This window comes from Pseudomaricurvus sp. ABR4_320 (genome assembly GCF_056159445.1).
The window spans coordinates 127,711-146,117 of record NZ_JBSWVF010000007.1 but is presented as its reverse complement, the minus strand read 5'-3'; the positions used below and the strand labels follow the sequence as shown (position 1 = coordinate 146,117).

Here is an 18,407-nt window from a genome sequence, read left to right as displayed (position 1 = left end):
CTCCGGGATCATAGTCTACACCGGCAGCAAAACAGCGCCGACAACCCAATCTTTTGCGTTGCTGAATTCTCATTGATCCCTTCCCAAGGTAAATTTTCTGAGAAAGACTAAGGTAGAGTCCTCTCTACCACGTATTGTCCAGATGGCAACTCGCACTGGAGATCTCCTTCATCCTCAGTGCATTGTTTGGGAATAGACTCTCCACGTTGCCAAATCAGGTCTTCCGATCTCGCACCGGTTAAAATTAGATCTGCGTGAGTATTGGCGGGTATAGTCCATTGGTAACGAACGCTATCCTGCTCAACCTGCCATGCGCTTTCGATACGGCCGTAGGGAGAATCAAAATAACCCTTGGCTGAGCGCATTTCGCCGGTTGGATCCACCGTTGGTCGCAGAGTGAAACGTTTCCAGGCCGGATATTTCTCGTTGGGCTGAAAGCCCAGCACCCATTCATAAAACCATCGACCCACGGCGCCAAAGGCATAGTGGTTAAAGGAATTCATACTGTTATTACCGCCGAAACCACCATCATGGGTGTAGGAGTTCAATCGCTCCCAGATGGTTGTCGCCCCATTTTCTACGGGATACAACCAGGAAGGATAGGTTTTACTTTGCAGTAATTTGAAGGCCGTCTCCTGATAACCGTTGGCCGATAACGCATCGCTGATTAACGCCGTACCGATAAAGCCAGTGAAAAGCGAGTAACCTGGACGCTCGATACCGGCATCATCGGTATTTTTCCTCTGTACGGCGGCGTTTAGATGAGCAGCCATTTTTTCAGCTAAAGGTCCATCTACCAGACCTAAGCTAAGAGGAACGGCATAGGAGCCCTGAGTATCAATGACGGAGCCTTTTCTCAGAGGTAAGGTTTCAAAAAATAATGAAGAGGTCTCTCCTGCAGCGATGGTCAGGCCGCTATCTGCATCGATATAAGTTTCGATAAACCACTTACGGCGGGTATCGTATTTTTCTCGGTAAACGTTAGCTTGCTGAGTTTTGCCCAACACGGCTGCGGACTTTGCCAGAATATCGAGATCCAATAGTTGATAGGCCGCCCAAAACAGTGAACTGTCGTTGCGTGAACCTTCCGGACTTAACCAATCACCCAGTGGCCCGCCATCCAGCCGCCCCGTCTCAGGATCCTCCAGGGTTTCCACATAATCAACATACCTCTGCATCGCAGCATAGTGTTCAGCGAGAGCATCCACATCCCCATAGCGGGTGTAGAGCAACCAGGGAATGGTTATACCGGCACTGCCCCAGAGCACTCCGCCAAAACCGCCTCCCAGAGGGGCTACATTGGCAAAGCGGCCATCGGCCCGCTGGGTATCTCGCAAGGCCTGTAGGTGTCGTCGCAAAAACAGGTGAACGTCGGCAAGATAAGTGGCGGTAGGTGCAAAGGCATTAATATCACCACTCCATCCCATGCGTTCATTGCGGGCCGGAGTATCAGTAGGAATGGAGAGGAAGTTGCCCCGCATCGACCAGGTAATGTTTTGCCACAGTTTATTCACCAGCGGATTCGATGTTTCAAAATCTGAATTCAGGGAGGCGATAGAGCTGAATACCCGCCCCTTGACTGCAGCGAGAGGGAGCGGCTTTTTGAGTCCTGAAATTTCCACATAGCGATAGCCATGAAAGGTAAAACTGGGTGCTACGACCTGAGGCCCGTCTTTCAGGATGTAAAGATCCTGGGCCAGCGCCGCACGGATATTTTCCAGCATAATCATGCCGCGCAGATCACGCTTCTCCGATTGCTCAGGATAGAGAACTTCAGCATAGCGCAATGTCAGACGCTGCCCTTCTACTCCATCGGGAATAGTTAGAGAAGGTGCTCCAACCATATTCTGTCCCATATCATAGATATAAACACCGGGCCGGATTTCATCGACACTGACGGCTTGCAGTTCTTTGACAATTTGTGGACTTGGATCTTGCTGACTAACGAGCTGCATCTCGTCGAGAGGAAATGTAGACGTCGGCTCCGGCCAAGGTAAAGGTGTTTTAAAATCGGCGATGGGATCTGGCGTGACTGATTCGGCCTGGGTCCAGCCCTCATCCTGAAAGCCAGCTTGCTGCCAACCTGCAATTTCCGCTTCAAGGGTTGCATCATAGACCTCGCCTTGAAATAGACTGGCATAGCGAAGCGGCCCGTTATTGTAAACGGACCAATGCTGCGGCGACGTGACTTCGACCTGCCGACTTCCATCAGCAAATTCAATCAGTAACTTCGCGCGTAAGGACTGACGGTCGCCAAAAAAATTCCACAGGGAGGGATGAAAGGTAATGTTGCCACTCCACCAACCTTGACCAAGCACGGCGGATATCGTGTTGTCCTCACCAGCTTGAATCTGTTCCGTAACATCGTAGGTCTGGTAAAAGTGACTGAGATTATATTGCGATAAACCCGGCGTCAGAACGTCTTTACCGATAGGCGCTCCATTGAAAGCAGCGCTGTAAATCCCTCTGGCGGTAATATACAAACGCGCCCGCTGTACTTTCTTATCCGCAACGGTAAATTCACTGCGGAGCAACGGCATGGCATTGCGACTTGGATCTGCCAAAAATTGGAGATCTGTATCCTGCCCCGCCAAGGTGATTTGTCCATTCTTCACGGTTACCGCTTGGGGATACTGTTCCAGAGCCTGTTTAAAAATACCCTCGTAACCGTCAACGTAGTTTTCATGAAAAATGGTGTTGGAGGGCTCTCGATAATGTTTAACCGTAACATCTGAAAAACTGGCTTGCTGACCTGCCAATACACTAAAACCGATGTCCGCTACCATGGGGAAGCTAATGTAATCGTGATTATTACCAACGGGATTAACCACCACGTTTTCGGCTATACGGTGCTCGGCATCTGTCCCATCGAAAAACACAGTAAATCTGGACATATCGCAGTACACCCAGATTTGATGCAGAGCGAAGCGGTTCTCTCGATTTATCATACCCAGGGGAATGGGAATACTGTGCAGGGGTTGCTTGGAAGAATCCGCAGGATGGTAACCAACGCGGTAAATATGTAACTGGGCAGGGGCTTCAGCGTCACTCGATAAGGGTGAGGTATCCAGCTCCAGCTTGATATAGCTCTGATCCAATCCGCTGGAGATTTGATAAAGATTCTTAGAGGGATCCATCAGCCGCGAATCGTTACCGCCGAGCAAGAATGCCCCTCTCTCCGTGTTGGTCGCCTCATCCAGTTGTATCTGATAGCCAATTTTGAAAACCGACAGGTAGTCGGAATAAAAAACACGGCTCTCCGCACCACCGCCAATCCACTCAGCACCTTGCCAACGTTCGGAGTCGGGATCTGGATCCATTAATGCGGTCTCAAACCAGGACTGCTTTGAGAATCTCTGTGAGAGCTGATCCCAAATCTGCAGATCCCAGTGATAACGGGATTCAGGCTGCAGCTTTTTACCTTGATATGGGATGGCTACGGAACGATCTTCCTTAACTCGCCCCGAATCCCACATCAGACTCCCCTGAGAATCTCGTACTCGTAATTGATAGGCGGACTGTTCCAAATCACCGCCAGATGGACCTAATACCATCTTCCAGCTAAACACAGGTTGTTGTTGATCGATACCCAACGGGGTGATTTGGTTATCAACTTTCAAATCGTACAAAGCGCCTGATGTTTCTTGGTCAGCCCAAGCAACCTCACATAGCAGAGATAAAAATAGGGGGATCAGGATTCGATGGCAGAGCATCTGTGGATTCTTCAACATGGTTTCAACTTAATTCAACATAATTGGCGACCGTTACTGGTGAACGTTCTCAAGCAACGAGCTTTTCCGATAGCAGTTTAACAGAAAATAAGGCTAGGCCCCCAAATAGGCTCATCCTCGAAATCCATACACTCCTCCCGTATAGATTCCCAGGATGAAAATGGCTACAGATATAGGAGCGTATCATCGCAACCCGATTCCCGTAGAAAACTTGGTGTCACTAGGGGGCGACCAACTCCTCAATCGCTTTTTCAGATTCCAAATCTGTAGGTCCTTTTTCTACCTCTAACGGCTCTGCCAGTTTAAATTTGGCTTGTTGGCGAATATCCCTGGAAGAAGCGCCAATGCTCACCATATATTCTCCCGCCTCGGCGACCCAACTTGAAGAGGCTTCGTCGAAAGAAGCGAGATCTCTTGGCGTAAGGGTAAATTGCAGCTGTTGGGATTCACCTGGCTCTAACATTCTTGTTTTAGCAAATCCTTTAAGCTCTTTAACGGGTTTATTCAATGCGTTTGACGGTGCCGAAAGATAAAGTTGAACAACCTCTTTGCCTGCGACTTTCCCAGTATTTTTAATTGTGACACTCGCTGTCAGCTCACTGTCGAAATTTTGGGAACTCAGGGAGAGCGCCTCATAGGTAAAATCTGTATACGATAATCCGTAGCCAAACTCGAAGGAAGGCGCCATATTAAAGGCGTCATAATACCGATAGCCAACATAAATGCCTTCTTCATAGGTTACCCGTGATGGATTGCCCTGGGCGAAACCACCAATCCCAGAGATGAGGTCATCGGAGAGAATCTCACCAGGGAAATTTTTAGCTGAGGGGACGTCACTGTACGCAAGAGGAAAGGTCGTCGCCAATTTTCCGGAGGGATTTACCTTTCCCGTCAAAACATCAACGACAGCATGTCCCGCCTCCTGCCCCCCTTGCCACGGCAGCACAATGCCATCAACCTGGTCGCGCCAGCTGGCTGTCTCTACCACGTTGCCAATATTCAAAACGACAACCAATTTTTTGCCCGCACCATGAAACGCATTGGAAGCGTTGGCAATCAAAGACAATTCGGCCTCTGTCAGATCAAAATCCCCTTCGACAGTACGATCATGAAACTCACCGGAATTACGTCCTATGGTGAGCAAACCGATGTCAGAAGATTGTGCAGCTTCTTCCAATACCGATTGATCTAGAGCCATTTCTGGAATGACCGGTGCCAGCATGAATAAATTTTCTTGCTCCGGTTGACTCGCTTTCGCCGCTTCCAAATAAGAAAGATAGGACGATTCCAGTGTTTCATTCAGTTGATATCCGTTTTCCTCTAGGGCTTGCATCAATGAAACCGTATAGGCTTCTTGCACATCACCACTACCGGCGCCACCGGAAATAAAATCGTAGGATGTGTTCCCTAAAACCGCGATATTTTTTATGGAGGTGGAGAAAGGCAAGGTATCTGTATTTTTCAGCAACACCACCCCCTCTGCAGCAGCTTGCCGAGCGACCTTGGCGTTGGCCTCAAGGTCAGGGGTATCACTGTAGTCGTAACCGGAAAAGGTCCGCGACTTTAAAATTACTGTAAGAATTCGACGTAAATTCGTATCCAGGACCGACTCTTCCAAATCGCCAGAAGTTACCGCTTGGGTCAATTGATCCGCAAACTCATCGGTACCCGGCATGATCAAGTCGTTACCCGCCTGCATCTGTTGGACAGCGTTGTCACCCGCAAACCAATCTGTCATGACCAGACCTTCATACCCCCACTCCCCCCGCAGCAAATCAGTCAGCAATTCGCGATCCTGAGGGGTATAGGTGCCATTGAGCTGATTATAGGAACTCATGATCGCCCAGGGCTGGGCGTCTTTTACGGCGATTTCAAAGCCTCGCAAATAGATTTCACGCAGTGCTCGCTCACTGACAATGGTATCCACTAAAAAGCGATTGGTTTCCTGATTGTTGGCAACAAAGTGTTTTAGAGTGGTTCCCACGCCATTTGACTCGGTCCCCTTTACCATCGCTGCGGCCAGTTTGCCACTCAACAACGGATCTTCGGAATAGTATTCAAAATTGCGTCCACCGAGGGGATTGCGATGAATGTTCATACCTGGCGCCAGCAGAATGTCGACACCATACTCTAACACCTCATGCCCCATTGCTTCGCCAACTGTGGTGAGTAGGTCTACATCCCAGGACGATGCCAACGCCGTAGCCACCGGAAATGCCGTTGCATAAAAGGTGTCATCCGTGCCTTCCCTTGTCGGAAGAATTCGCAACCCCGCAGGGCCGTCAGCCAGAACAATCGACTCAATGCCCAACGACTCCAGAGGATAGGTATAACCGGCCGCGCCCGGCACGCGGGTATGGGAATTGGTGTAATCTTCAGGATTCATGCCGGTACCTTGAACCAGCTTAGTTTTTTGTTCGATCGAAAGGCGAGAAAGAATGTCGTCGACGCGTACATCGATGGACTGCGACGCGTCTTCATAAATATCCATACTGCCATTTCCATTTAAATCGGTGAAATTGATATGCGGCATAGTGGGAGCGTCTTCGACGATGGATTCTTTTTTCGACTCACCACAAGCTGCCAACAATATCGCTGACGCCAAGGGAACCACGGCAAAATATTTTTGAGCCAAACTAATATCTCCTCTGCCTGCGCTAGTACATCAGCAGTGTTGAATGGTCTTGGTCGCTGCGCAAAACGCGCAGCAGTTACAATAAATAAGGGGCATTTTTCAGCCCCTCTGTATCAGAACTTGAGCCCGGCCCGCATTCCGTAAGTGCGAGGGTCTTCGACGTTTGCATTGCCAAAAGCACCCGATGTGGCCTGTGCCAAGGTAATTTCATCTTCCAGGTTTTTACCGTAAAGCTGAACATACCAATCGCCATTGGGTGAATTGTATGTGACAGCAACATCCGTCTTGGTGTAGCTCGGTTGCTTAAATTGCGAGACGTTATTCAAATCCAGCATGAAGTACTCACTGCTGTACATGCTGTGAATAGACGCTTCAACATCACCGCCTGCGGACAAGGGGAACACATGGGTATAACCCAGTCGAACCGTATTTTCTGGCGCGTGATCCAAGTGACGATCTTTGTAGTTGTAATCCGGATACAGAGTGGTATTGGGATAGAAATCGTCGTAAACAGCGTCCAACCAGGTCACCGCGAAATCAACGGTCCCGTTTTCAATGGGCAGCCACTTTCCATCAATTTCAATACCCTGAATTGACGCCTCTGCGGCATTGCGCGTCAAACGAATTGGGGGATCAGGAATCTGCTGCTCGATCTGCAAGTCGGTGTAGTCGTAGGTGAATACCGAAGCATTTAATTCCAGCGTATCTTCTAGGAATAGCCACTTAAAGCCAGCTTCGATACTGGTCAGCTCTTCCGGATCATAGTAGAGAAGGTCTGCTTCCGAGGTACAACCAACACCTGTACCCGCGATACAGCCATCGTTGAATCCACCCGCTTTGTAACCCGTCGCCATAGTGATGTAGACCAACCCCAGATTCTCAAGGTCGTAGTCGAGCCCCAGTTTCCAGGTGGTTTTAGTCCACTCATCCGACGCGATATTCTCGTTCAGGGTAGAGCGGGTAATCTCGCCGGTGACCGGATCCTCGATATCGAGTACCGTTGCACCGTCACGGCTTTTCTCATCATTGGTGTAACGCAGGCCGCCAGTAACGCTGAGCCTATCCGTTAGGTCATAGGTAATTTGCGTAAAGGCTGCCTGGGATTCAGCAACGACTGGCCCCTGAGGGAAGGCATAACCGACAGCGTTGGGTCCGCCAACAGACTGAGAAATCGGTGCCCCGAGATTAAGTTCAAGATCGATTTCTTCTTTAAAGTAATAGAGACCCGCCTGACCGTGCAGAGGCTGATCTTCACCAAAGGCAACCCGCAGCTCATGGGACTGCTGCTCGAACTGTCCCTGGAAGGTCGCCGGGTTAGCCAGTGCGCCACCCACAATGTAGTGACGATCAGCTGAACGATCAGAGTCTCGATAAGATCCCAGATACGTCAAAGAAAACGCATCAAAATGATAAGTCGCCTCACCCATAAAGCTCCAGCGATCATCGTCACGACGATCACGCCCATCGATTTCGATCGGTAGAGTTAACATGTCTTTGGTGCTACCGGTGCTGTAGGTAGGATCGACGGTTGGCGTCAAGCTGTAGGCGTTTTCATAAAAATTACTCAGCGGCAGATAATTCAAAACCGCACCTTTCGCCTGGCCAACTTCTGCAATGGTAACAAATTCAAACTTGTCGTATTCACCGGCCAGAGACAAACGTCCCGTCAGGTTGTCGCGATAAGGATCGAGATCCGTAGAACCGACGGTTTCGAGAACATTATCACGGCGTTCTTTATTAACAGCGGCACGCATAGCCAGATTATCGTTCAAAGGAACGTTGACCATACCCGTCAGGTTTTGAGTACCGTAATTGCCAATGGTCACGTCAACGGAGCCTTCAAACTCCTGCTTTGGGCGCGCAGACAAAACGTTAATAACACCGGCGGTCGTGTTTCGACCATACAATGTACCCTGAGGTCCCCGTAGGACCTCCACCCGCTCCAGATCAAAGAAAGACCCCATCATATCCTGTGAGCGAGCGATATAAATACCGTCCAACATAAAGGCAACTGAGGGATCACCCTTTTCTGTCGTATCGGTACTGGTAACGCCCCGTACCGCAATACGCATCGAATCGCCATTTTCGGTCAAGCGCACATTGGGTACTACATCGTTTAATTTACGAGCATCGGTAACACCGGCGTCGCGCATATCATCGGCAGTTAGCGCAGTCATTGCGATAGGGGTTTCAGAGAGTAAACTCTCAGTTCGATTTGCTGTTACAGTTACCTCTTCTATTCTTTGTTGTGCTATTGCGCCTGTCGACGCAGTCGCGGTTATAACCAACGCTAGTGGTAGTTTTTTCATGGTACTCTCCTGGTAGTACTTTATTATTTATGCTTATTTCCTAGGAAACTTCTGATTAATAACCTGGGATGACGAGGCTTAATCAGCATACCTAATTATAAGAGTCTTTTTATAGAGCGTCCGCTGCCTTTGGAAGGGATCCTTTAATTCCGTAAAAAACAATGTAGAGATAACAGATTAGCGGCAATATATACGCCAATTGCAGTCCAACGACGTCTGCCAGCATTCCGTGGAACAGAGGGATAATCGCGCCACCGACAATGGCCAGGCACAAGAGTCCAGAACCACGACTGGTGTGAACCCCTAATCCTTTCAGTGCAAGGCTAAAGATCGTCGGGAACATAATGGAATTGCACAAACCAACAGCCAGCACTGCATACATGGCCAGATGACCTTCTGTAAGTACCGTGACAAGCAACAACAAACACGCCGCAGCAGCATTAAAACCAAGGACCTTACCGGGATCAATCTTGGTCATTACAGCCGATCCGATAAAGCGCCCGACCATAGCGCCCCCCCAATACCAAGCAACATAGTGCGCGGCTTCAGACTCGGGCAGACCAGCAATATGACTCTCTCCAAGAAAGTTTACCAGCAGACTGCCAATAGAGACTTCTGCACCAACATAAACAAAGATGGCAATAGCCCCCAACACCAGATGGGGGTATTGCCGAAGCGAAACATCTGCGGCCGCCTGAGCGGAGGCGGAATTTTCATCAGGAACATCGTGAAATCCGGGCAATCGCAAAAACGCGAACACTACCGCCAACAGAAATAAGACACCCGCGATCAGCAGATAAGGACCTTTGACCGCGTCTGCTTCATCACTGCGAAACTCGCCCAGATCCGTTGCGGGAAGGCTCGCGTCTACAGGGACATCTGGCGCAACAGACAGTATCAATAGAGCGCCAAAAAACGGAGCGACGGTTGTTCCTAAAGCGTTAAATGCCTGAGTAAGATTTAAGCGACTGGAAGACGTCTGCGACGGCCCCAGGACCGTGACGTATGGGTTGGCGGACACCTGCAATATCGTAATTCCAGACGCCAACACAAACAGAGCTCCGAGAAAAAGCGCGTAAACCCGTAAAGTCGCTGCAGGATAAAATAAAAGGCAACCACACCCCGCCACCAAAAGCCCGACGACAATACCGCGCTTATAGCCGATTCGGTGCACGAGGTTTCCCGCAGGAATGGACATGACAAAATAGGCGCCGAAGAAGCAAAACTGAATCAGCATTGCCTGGGTATAACTTAGTGAAAATACATTCTTGAGATGTGGAATCAGAATATCATTGAGACAGGTAATAAAACCCCAGATAAAGAAAAGACTGGTGAGTGCAGTTAACGCAAATCGATAATTCTGGTCGTCGCCGGTCGTTCCATGGCCCGCTGGTGTCAAAGACGCCATTACCCTCTTCTCCCACTCATAGTGCTTATTGTTATCCACCATCCACACTGTAACAGTGTTTCTTGATTGCAGGTGCCATTTAATGCTCCTGCGTATCGTCGTGCAATTCTTCAAAATGCTGACAGCGTTGTCAACAAAAAACCGGCTTCCTCGCCCCAAAGGACTAAAAATTCGCCTCGTCCAGCCATTTTTTTGACGCAGCATTTCGTCATGGCTTTCATCAGGTCATTAACAGTATTTTCATCCTGCCCCCGTTAGCAAGCGGACCTCTGTCATCGAAGGACGCAAGGCGCTGCAATGTCAGCTCAAACAGGCATGGTGATATTTGATGAACGGTTAGGGATAGCCAGCAACACCCAACTTGACGATTTCACACACAAATCGAAAGCCGTAACAATCCAACATCTGATCATAAACAGAAGAAACGGTTGGACCGGATCAACCCTCTCCCTTTCCACGTTATTGCCTCAATTAGGATTGCCCCAGGGAATAGGTTAAGTTAACGCGGCAAATGACTGATCGAGCCCCACTATGCAACACGACCTGACTTCCCTCTATACGTTTCTCTGTGTCGCCGAAGAAAAAAGCCTGACACGAGCGTCAAAGCGGGCCCATTTGGCGGTATCTGCAATCAGCAAAAGAATCAGCGAACTTGAGGAGCGAACCGGCACCTCACTCTTCAACCGACAGCCTAGAGGCATGGACCTCACCCCCGCAGGGCAAGTCATGCTGACACACGCACGCAAAATTTTTGACACCCTTCATCAGCTGGATACCGATATGGTGGGTTTCTCAACCGGTGTTAAAGGACGGATTTCGGTGTTTGCCTCGATCTCAGCCCTATCGCAATTTCTGCCGGACGACATCAAGACCTTTGCTGAAATCTATCCTGGCATAAAATTCGATATTGAAGAGCGCGTCGGCACAGCGATCATCCGAGCCATTCAGGACGGACGAGCAGACATCGGCATCTTCGCCAGCCACACCCCGGCGCTGGACGTAGAGTACCTTTCCTATCGATCAGATCAACTGGGCCTGGCCGTTCCTGCCAACCACCCATTAGCAGAACGAGACGCTGTGCATTTCAGTGAAGCGTTGGACTATGAATTTGTCGGCTCACACCTTGAAAGTGCGCTCTGTGCACTTCTTGACGCCGAATCAGAAAAACTGGAAAGGCGCGTCGATGTGCGAGTCCGAGTCAGCAGCTTCGACTGCATGTGTCATCTGGTCGCTGGCCAGCAAGGTATCTCAGTCCTCCCCGAGTATGTGACTCTGAATTTTTCAAAAAGCTTACCCATCAAGCTGGTGCGCTTGCGCGATGAATGGGCGTGCCGGGAACTTCGAATAGGATTTAAATCCTACAAACACCTGTCCCCAACCGTAAAAGCGTTTGTGGATCACATTCGCCGTGAACGTGACTAAATTCTAACCAGGCGCTCACGGGAATCACTCACTCTCTTTTCTGCATAGATGCCGCAAATGTGCGTTCGCTCTTCGCGAAAGCTGGCTTGGCCACTCGTCAATATTCACTGCCCGTCCTGATGACTATACTCACGCCGTGAATTACACATGCTTTAGGATCAGATCAACCCGTGAGCCTCCATCAAGACTGCAATAACAGCAGACTGTCACTGAATGGCCTTTCCTATCGGATCATTAACCTGGAAACCTTGCTTCCGAACGGATCAAGCAAGACTCTCCCCTACTCCATCCGTATTTTGTTGGAAAACGTGGCGCGCCGCTCTCCACAAGCGTTGGCGGGCTTTTTGGATTTCGTCAGCGGGAAAACCCAAGAGGGCGAAGTCAGCTACTACCCAAACCGCTTGATGTTCCACGATACCACCTGCTTACCGGCGTTGGCCGACTTTGCAGCGATGCGCGATATGGTCAGCGAAATGGGAGGCGACCCTGCCAAGATCAATCCGGCCATTCCCCCCGTCTTAGCCATCGATCACTCCGTTATAGTGGAGCACTTTGGCGAGCCCGATGCGTTTGAGAAAAACCTCGATATCGACTTTAAACGCAACGAAGAACGTTACCGCTTTATCAAATGGGCGCAAAAGAGTCTCGATAACTTTGATGTGGTACCGCCTGGCACGGGCATCATTCACCAAGTGAACATGGAATCCCTTGCGAAGGTGGTGTGGACCTCCGTCGATGACGATGGGCAACACTGGATGCACCCAGACAACATGGTCGCGACCGACAGCCATACCCCGATGATCAACGCGATTGGCGTACTTGGTTGGGGCGTGGGTGGTTTGGAGGGCCAAGCGGCCATGTTGGGCGAGCCTGTCACCTTAACCTTGCCAGATGTGGTGGGCATTCGTTTAACCGGCCCGCTTAATGCCGGTGTGACTGCGATGGATCTTGCGTTGGTCTTGGCGAAAACCCTGCGTGCGATGGGTGTGGTGGGCAAATTTGTCGAGTTTACTGGCCCTGGGCTTTCAAGCTTGGGCTGGGCGGCGCGCGGAACGGTAGCAAATATGGCACCGGAGTACGGTGCTACGGTGATGTACTTTCCGTTTGATGATCAAGCGTATGAGTTTATGCAGCTCAGCGGTCGCACCGAAGAGGAGTGTGAGCGCATCGATCTGTACATGAAGCATCAAGGCTTGTGGCGTACCGACAGCGACCCGGAACCTGAGTTTGATACCTTGATCGAGATCGCGCTGGATGAGATCGAGCCAAGCGTTGCAGGCCCGCATCTGCCCCACGAGCATCATCCGTTATCACGGGCGACCAAATCCTACCGAGAGCTGGCCGAGCCGGTTAATCGAATCGCCTCTTCCAAAGCAAATGCGGTGGAAACCCACTTAGACACACTGCCTGAATGGGCCCGCACTTTGGAACATGGTGCGGTAGTGATTGCAGCCATCACCAGTTGCACCAACACCGCGAACCCGTTCGAGATGATGCAAGCGGGGCTTTTGGCGCGCAATGCGGCGCGACTGGGTTTACAACGTAAGCCTTGGGTTAAAACCTCGCTGTCGCCGGGCTCTCGGGTGGTGGCCGACTATCTGGATCATTCTGGTTTGTTAACGGCGTTTGAAGCGCTGGATTTCCACGTAGCGGGCTTTGGCTGCATGACCTGCATCGGCAACTCGGGGCGTTTATTGCCAGAAGTGGAGCAACGCGTGCAAAACGGACTGGATGGCGTGGCGGTGCTGTCGGGTAACCGTAATTTCCAAGGCCGTGTGAACCCCATTGTCTCAAGCGGCTATTTGATGTCACCGGCGCTGGTGGTGGCGTATGCCTTGGCGGGCAGCCTGCAGATCAACCTTGCTCGCCAACCGGTAGCGCACACCGAAGAAGGCCAACCGGTGTATCTTAAAGACGTGATGCCAAGCGATGACGAGGTCAACGCACTGATTGATCAGTACGTTAAGCCAGAACTCTTTCACGCCCGAAACCAGCAGTTGTGGGAGGGTACGCACCATTGGCAGGCGTTAAGTGCCGAGCAAAGCACGCGCTTCCCGTGGGATTTGGATTCAACCTATCTGCGCCGACCACGCTACCTTGAGAAGGTCTCGGCGGATGCGCGCGCAGGACTCGGTGCTCAAGGGGCGCGTGTGTTGATGTGGCTTGGCAGCGATGTAACGACGGATCATATCTCACCCGCCGGTGCCATTCCGGCTAATAGCTTGGCAGGCGAGTATCTGCTTGAGCGAGGTGAATCCCCAGAGCACCTGAATCAATACTCGACCCGTCGCAGTAATCACGAGGTGATGCTGCGCGGTGCCTACACCAACAAACGTGTAGCCAACCGATTGCCGGGGATTCAGCACCAAGAAGGCGTCTGGACCTACCCGCTAAACGGTGGGGCCGAGCAGCCCTTGTACACAGCGGCGCAAAGTTACTTAGCGGCGGGTGTCCCAACCCTGGTGTTTGCCGAGATCAACTACGGCGCAGGCTCCAGCAGAGACTGGGCGGCCAAAGCGCAGATGTTGATGGGGGTACGCGCGGTGGTGGCCGAAAGCTTTGAGCGCATCCATCGCAGTAACTTGATCGGTATGGGCGTGTTGCCGCTGCAACTGCCAAAGGGGATCAGCGCGGATCAGTTTCAACTGACCGGCCAAGAGGTGATCGACTTTGATGTACCTTCGCAACTGGTGGTGGTGGGCGTAAACCCGGTTACCGTGACGATTGCGCGCCCCACGGGCGAGCACGACGCTTACACCGTGAATCTGCGCTTAGATGGGCAACAGGAGATCACCTATCTGATGCAAGGCGGTATTCTGCCTGCCATGGTGCGAAAAGCGCTGCGATCAGCGTGAGTAAGATCAACCCGACTTTAACCGACTAACAAGAGGCCACGCATGTACGCATACGTTGGATGTCGAACCACAGAACGTCGTAAAGCCCGCGGTAAAGGGATCCGAGTTTTCCGTGTCAGCGAGGATGCCTGCCATTGGGAGCCGATCCAACTGGTCGAGGGGTTTGATAACCCCTCCTACTTGATCACCAACCAAGCGCAAACGCGTTTGTACGTGATCCACGGTGATCGCAGCGAAGTGAGCGCGTTTTCGGTGGATGATCACACCGGCCAACTGACGTTTTTAAACCAAGTCAGCACCGGCGGTGCGAACCCGGTGCACTTGGCGCTGGACCCCAGCGAGCGGTTTTTGGTGATCTCAAATCACATCTCAAGCTCGTTGGCGGTAATCCCGCTGGATGACGACGGCGCACTGTTGCCGCGTTGTCAGCTGGTGGAGCTGTCTGGCCAAGTAGGGCCGCATCGGGTTGAGCAGCCGTTTCCAAAACCTCACGCTAACCCCTTTATGCCGGATGGACGCGTAGCCGTGCCGGATAAAGGGCTCGATTGCCTGTTTGTGTACCCCTTTGATGCAGCACAAGGGTGTTTGATCAGCGCCGAGGCCGAGGTAGTCCAAGCGCGCGAAGGCGCAGGCCCGCGCCACATCGATTTTCATCCCCATCGCCCGTGGGCCTACTGTCTGAATGAGCTGGATTCAACGGTCACCGTATACCAGGTTGACGGCGCTCGCTTAAAGGCTCGACAAATCGTCTCCAACGTATCGCAAACCTACATCGGCAATAATCGGGCGGCAGGCATTTTCTTACATCCTGAAGGCAATCATCTATTTACCTCAAACCGCGGCGAAGACAGCATCTGCGTATTTTCTATCGACAAGGATTCCGGACACCTCACCTACAACACCACCCTCCCCTCAGGCGGTCAAACGCCCCGTTTCTTCACCTTTGATCCAAACCATCACTTGTGTGTGGCCAACGAAGACAGTGACTCGATCTGCGTGTTTAAGCTGTCACTGGGCAAAACCGTAACAGCCACCTGCCTCCATCAAGAACCGACAGGAAGTCCGGTTTGCATCGTCTTTAAATCGGAATAATGACATGGGATAACCAAAGGGTTCTCCCAACACGGCGATAGAAACTACGCGCAAAAAAACCAACAGCGCTAGTTTTTGTCGAGCTGTCAACCTCTCAAAAGATCATTTTTCTTATCTTTAACTCGGATTTGCGCGTGAACTTTATGCACAATATTCGCGTTAATGACACTAACGCTCTATTTGACCATAACCTTTATACGGCTAATGGCGAAATGTAGTGTGACCTGGCCTACACGGTATCGTTAAAAAAATAATCAACGACCAGGAACACTATGAAAACAACACGTATTTCACTGGCCATTGCTGCCACATCTTTGTGTCTTCCCGTTTACGCACAAACTGTCGAAGAAAGACTTTCCGCCCTCGAAGAAAAATACGACTCTGTCGATGCCTTCTCTTCTCTTGAGATCGGTGGACGGGTGCAGGTGGACTACAACCAATACGACGGTGCGTACAACGCCGACAACGATGGCGCAACCGGTAACGACCTTTTCGCACGCCGCATTCGTGCCTATGTAGAGAGCGAACAAGATAAGTGGGATCACAAACTCCTGCTGGAATTTGCGGAAGGCACCGCCGAAATCGTTATGGTTCGGGTTCGCTACAGCTCAGACTCAGGACAAAAATTTCAAATTGGTAAACTGCGCGAAGACATTTCGCTGCAAGCATTAACCAGCAGCAAACACGTTTCACTGCTCGAGCGTTCATCACTCGCCGATATGTTTTCCCCCTACTTTCGCTGGGGCGCTTCCACCTATCGTCAATTTCCTGAATCCGGATTTCGCTACGCTGTCGGCGTTTATAAAAACGACGCTTTCGGCGCTTCCGGTGACGACGAAGACGGGCAAATGAGCTGGGCAACCAGCGGCCGCGTTAACTGGTCATCCGAGTTTGACAGCAACCTGATCCATCTGGGTGGTTGGGCATCTTACCGACAAATGGGCGGCGATGAACTCGGTGCGCAACTCGCACGTGGTGAAGTTCGCGAAGTTTCCGTAAGACTGGTTGACTATGCCGCAGGCGGTGACACAGTCGCCTTAGACAGTATGGACCAATATGGATTTGAGGCAGCCTGGCAAAATAACAGCCTGCTGCTGCAATCAGAATACGCGACTCGCACACTCGATACAGAAGACAGCACCTCCGCTCTCGACGGTGAAAGTTTCGATTCCTGGTACGTTCAAGCCAGTTGGTTTCCCGGCGGCGAAACCAAAGTTTATAAGCCCGGCACAGCGGTTTTTGTCAGCCCAAGCGGTATTGCTAACGCCTGGGAGTTCGCCGCGCGCTACTCAGATACAGATGCAACATCCGACAATCAAGGCACTCAGGTCAAGACCCTGAGCCTCGGAGTCAATTATCACCTGAACGAAAATATTCGTTTCATGTTTACCGCTACCGACAGTGAAGTCTCTGGTCCTGGCACCGATGCTCTGGTCGGCACCCATGACAGTGGTAAAGGTTTCGCAACACGCTTTCAGTATCTCTTTTGAGGACATAATCATGATAACAACTGTGAAAAAACTTTCTCGTTTAGGCAAGGCGTCCACGTTGGGTGGTCTTCTACTCGCCAGCCAACTGACGATGGCTGATATGCACATATTGATTCCAGGCGGGCCTGGAGGCGGTTGGGATACGACGGCGCGTGGCGTCGGTGAAGCCTTAACGCGCTCAAAAATCGAACCAAAAACATCCTTCCAAAATTTATCTGGCGGCGGTGGTGGCCGTGCGATTGCCTATCTCATTGAGGCGGGTGCTCGCAAAGGTGACATTCTGATGGTTAATTCCACCCCGATTGTTCTACGTGCATTGATGGGACAGATTCCGAACAGCTATCGTGACCTACAACCCGTCGCCGGCGTTGTTGCAGACTACGCAGCCTTTGTTGTTCGCCCTGACAGCCCCATCAAAACCTGGCAGGACGCGGTAGACATGTTTCGTGAAAACCCGAGATCTCTGACCGTTGCCGGCGGATCCGCTCGCGGCAGCATGGACCATCTGGTGCCCGTACAAGCATTGACCGAATCCGGCGTTGACGGCATCCGCATGGCCTACATTCCTTACGACGCTGGCGGTAAAGCCAAAGCAGGTTTGCTCTCCGGTGAAGTAGAAATGCTGTCAACAGGATTCAGTGAAGCACTGGATCTGCAAAAAGGCGGACAAGGCCGCATCATCGCCATGACCGCACCAGAACCAATTGCTGAATTCCCTGAGATCCCAACGTTGAAGTCTCAGGGCGTGAACATGGAGTTCTCCAATTGGCGTGGCTTTTTCGCGTCAAAAGACGTGTCGCCCGAGAAAATCGATGAATTTGTCGACAAATTTGGTCGCATGATGAAAACCGACGAGTGGGAAACCGTTCGCGCCCGCAACGGTTGGATGAATCAATTTGTGGCTAAGGAAGATTTCGTTGCTGTTCTGGAAGAACAGGAAGCCGAACTCAAACCTCTGATGCAAAAACTCGGATTCATTCGCTGAGTCGTAGACTATGAACTTTATCAACCGTGAAATGATTGGACCGGCATTAATGCTGGTCCTCTTTGGGGGCTATGCCATTGCAGCATGGTCCATTCCCCTAATGCCATTTGAAGAGATGGACGCCGTTAACTCGGCGACCATGCCCAAAGTGTATTCACTGATTGGCTTAGCCGCAGCGCTACTCTCATTGATCGCAAAGGCCATCAAGCAGCAGGTAGAAATCGATGTCAGCACCATCTCCTCAGCCAGCCTGGGCAGATGTGGCATCTTGCTGTTATTGATGTTGGGTTATGCCCTGCTGATGACGCCCTTGGGTTTCGTGCTGGCAACCGTTCTGTTTTTGGTGATCGGCATGTGGGCATTGGGCGAGCGCAGCATCAAAGTCTTGCTGCTGGCATCGGTCCCCGTCGTGTTGTTTTTCTGGTTGGTAATGACTCAATTACTCGGAATGTTTCTTGAACCTGGTAGCTGGTGGTGAGT

General features: G+C 51.2%; 10 protein-coding genes. 6 read left to right on the top strand and 4 right to left on the bottom strand.

All coding sequences use genetic code 11. The features are described from left to right. Positions 1–107: 107 nt before the first annotated feature. From ACXAFR_RS15810 to fucP, 4 genes are all read right to left on the bottom strand, one after another. Positions 108–3,731, bottom strand: a complete 3,624-nt coding sequence (locus tag ACXAFR_RS15810) for an alpha-L-rhamnosidase (RefSeq protein ID WP_475178589.1) — start codon at positions 3,729–3,731, stop codon at positions 108–110. A gap of 220 nt (positions 3,732–3,951) precedes the next feature. Continuing rightward, positions 3,952–6,366, bottom strand: coding sequence for a beta-glucosidase (locus ACXAFR_RS15805; RefSeq protein WP_475178588.1), 2,415 nt, complete (start codon positions 6,364–6,366; stop codon positions 3,952–3,954). Between the two features lie 113 nt (positions 6,367–6,479). Continuing rightward, positions 6,480–8,675 (bottom strand): TonB-dependent receptor, encoded by a 2,196-nt coding sequence (locus ACXAFR_RS15800; protein ID WP_475178587.1) that lies wholly within the window; start codon positions 8,673–8,675, stop codon positions 6,480–6,482. A 109-nt stretch (positions 8,676–8,784) separates the two neighbouring features. Then, on the bottom strand, positions 8,785–10,083 hold the full coding sequence (gene fucP, locus ACXAFR_RS15795) for an L-fucose:H+ symporter permease (protein WP_475178586.1): 1,299 nt from the start codon (positions 10,081–10,083) through the stop codon (positions 8,785–8,787). A 531-nt stretch (positions 10,084–10,614) separates the two neighbouring features. Between fucP and ACXAFR_RS15790 the strand changes: the two genes are divergently transcribed. The 6 genes from ACXAFR_RS15790 to ACXAFR_RS15765 all read left to right on the top strand — a co-directional run bounded on the left by ACXAFR_RS15790 (position 10,615) and on the right by ACXAFR_RS15765 (position 18,405). Next, on the top strand, positions 10,615–11,505 hold the full coding sequence (locus ACXAFR_RS15790) for a LysR substrate-binding domain-containing protein (RefSeq protein WP_475178584.1): 891 nt from the start codon (positions 10,615–10,617) through the stop codon (positions 11,503–11,505). 170 nt (positions 11,506–11,675) lie between these two features. After that, entirely contained in the window at positions 11,676–14,360 is a 2,685-nt protein-coding gene (acnA, locus tag ACXAFR_RS15785) for an aconitate hydratase AcnA (protein WP_475178582.1), read from the top strand. A gap of 42 nt (positions 14,361–14,402) precedes the next feature. Further along, positions 14,403–15,452, top strand: coding sequence for a lactonase family protein (locus ACXAFR_RS15780; RefSeq protein WP_475178581.1), 1,050 nt, complete (start codon positions 14,403–14,405; stop codon positions 15,450–15,452). A 272-nt stretch (positions 15,453–15,724) separates the two neighbouring features. Next, positions 15,725–16,942: an OprO/OprP family phosphate-selective porin gene (locus ACXAFR_RS15775; protein ID WP_475178580.1), complete on the top strand. Its 1,218-nt coding sequence runs from the start codon at positions 15,725–15,727 to the stop codon at positions 16,940–16,942. 10 nt (positions 16,943–16,952) lie between these two features. Next, positions 16,953–17,927, top strand: a complete 975-nt coding sequence (locus ACXAFR_RS15770) for a tripartite tricarboxylate transporter substrate binding protein (protein ID WP_475178578.1) — start codon at positions 16,953–16,955, stop codon at positions 17,925–17,927. A 10-nt stretch (positions 17,928–17,937) separates the two neighbouring features. Next, positions 17,938–18,405, top strand: coding sequence for a tripartite tricarboxylate transporter TctB family protein (locus ACXAFR_RS15765; RefSeq protein ID WP_475178576.1), 468 nt, complete (start codon positions 17,938–17,940; stop codon positions 18,403–18,405). Positions 18,406–18,407: the final 2 nt, after the last annotated feature.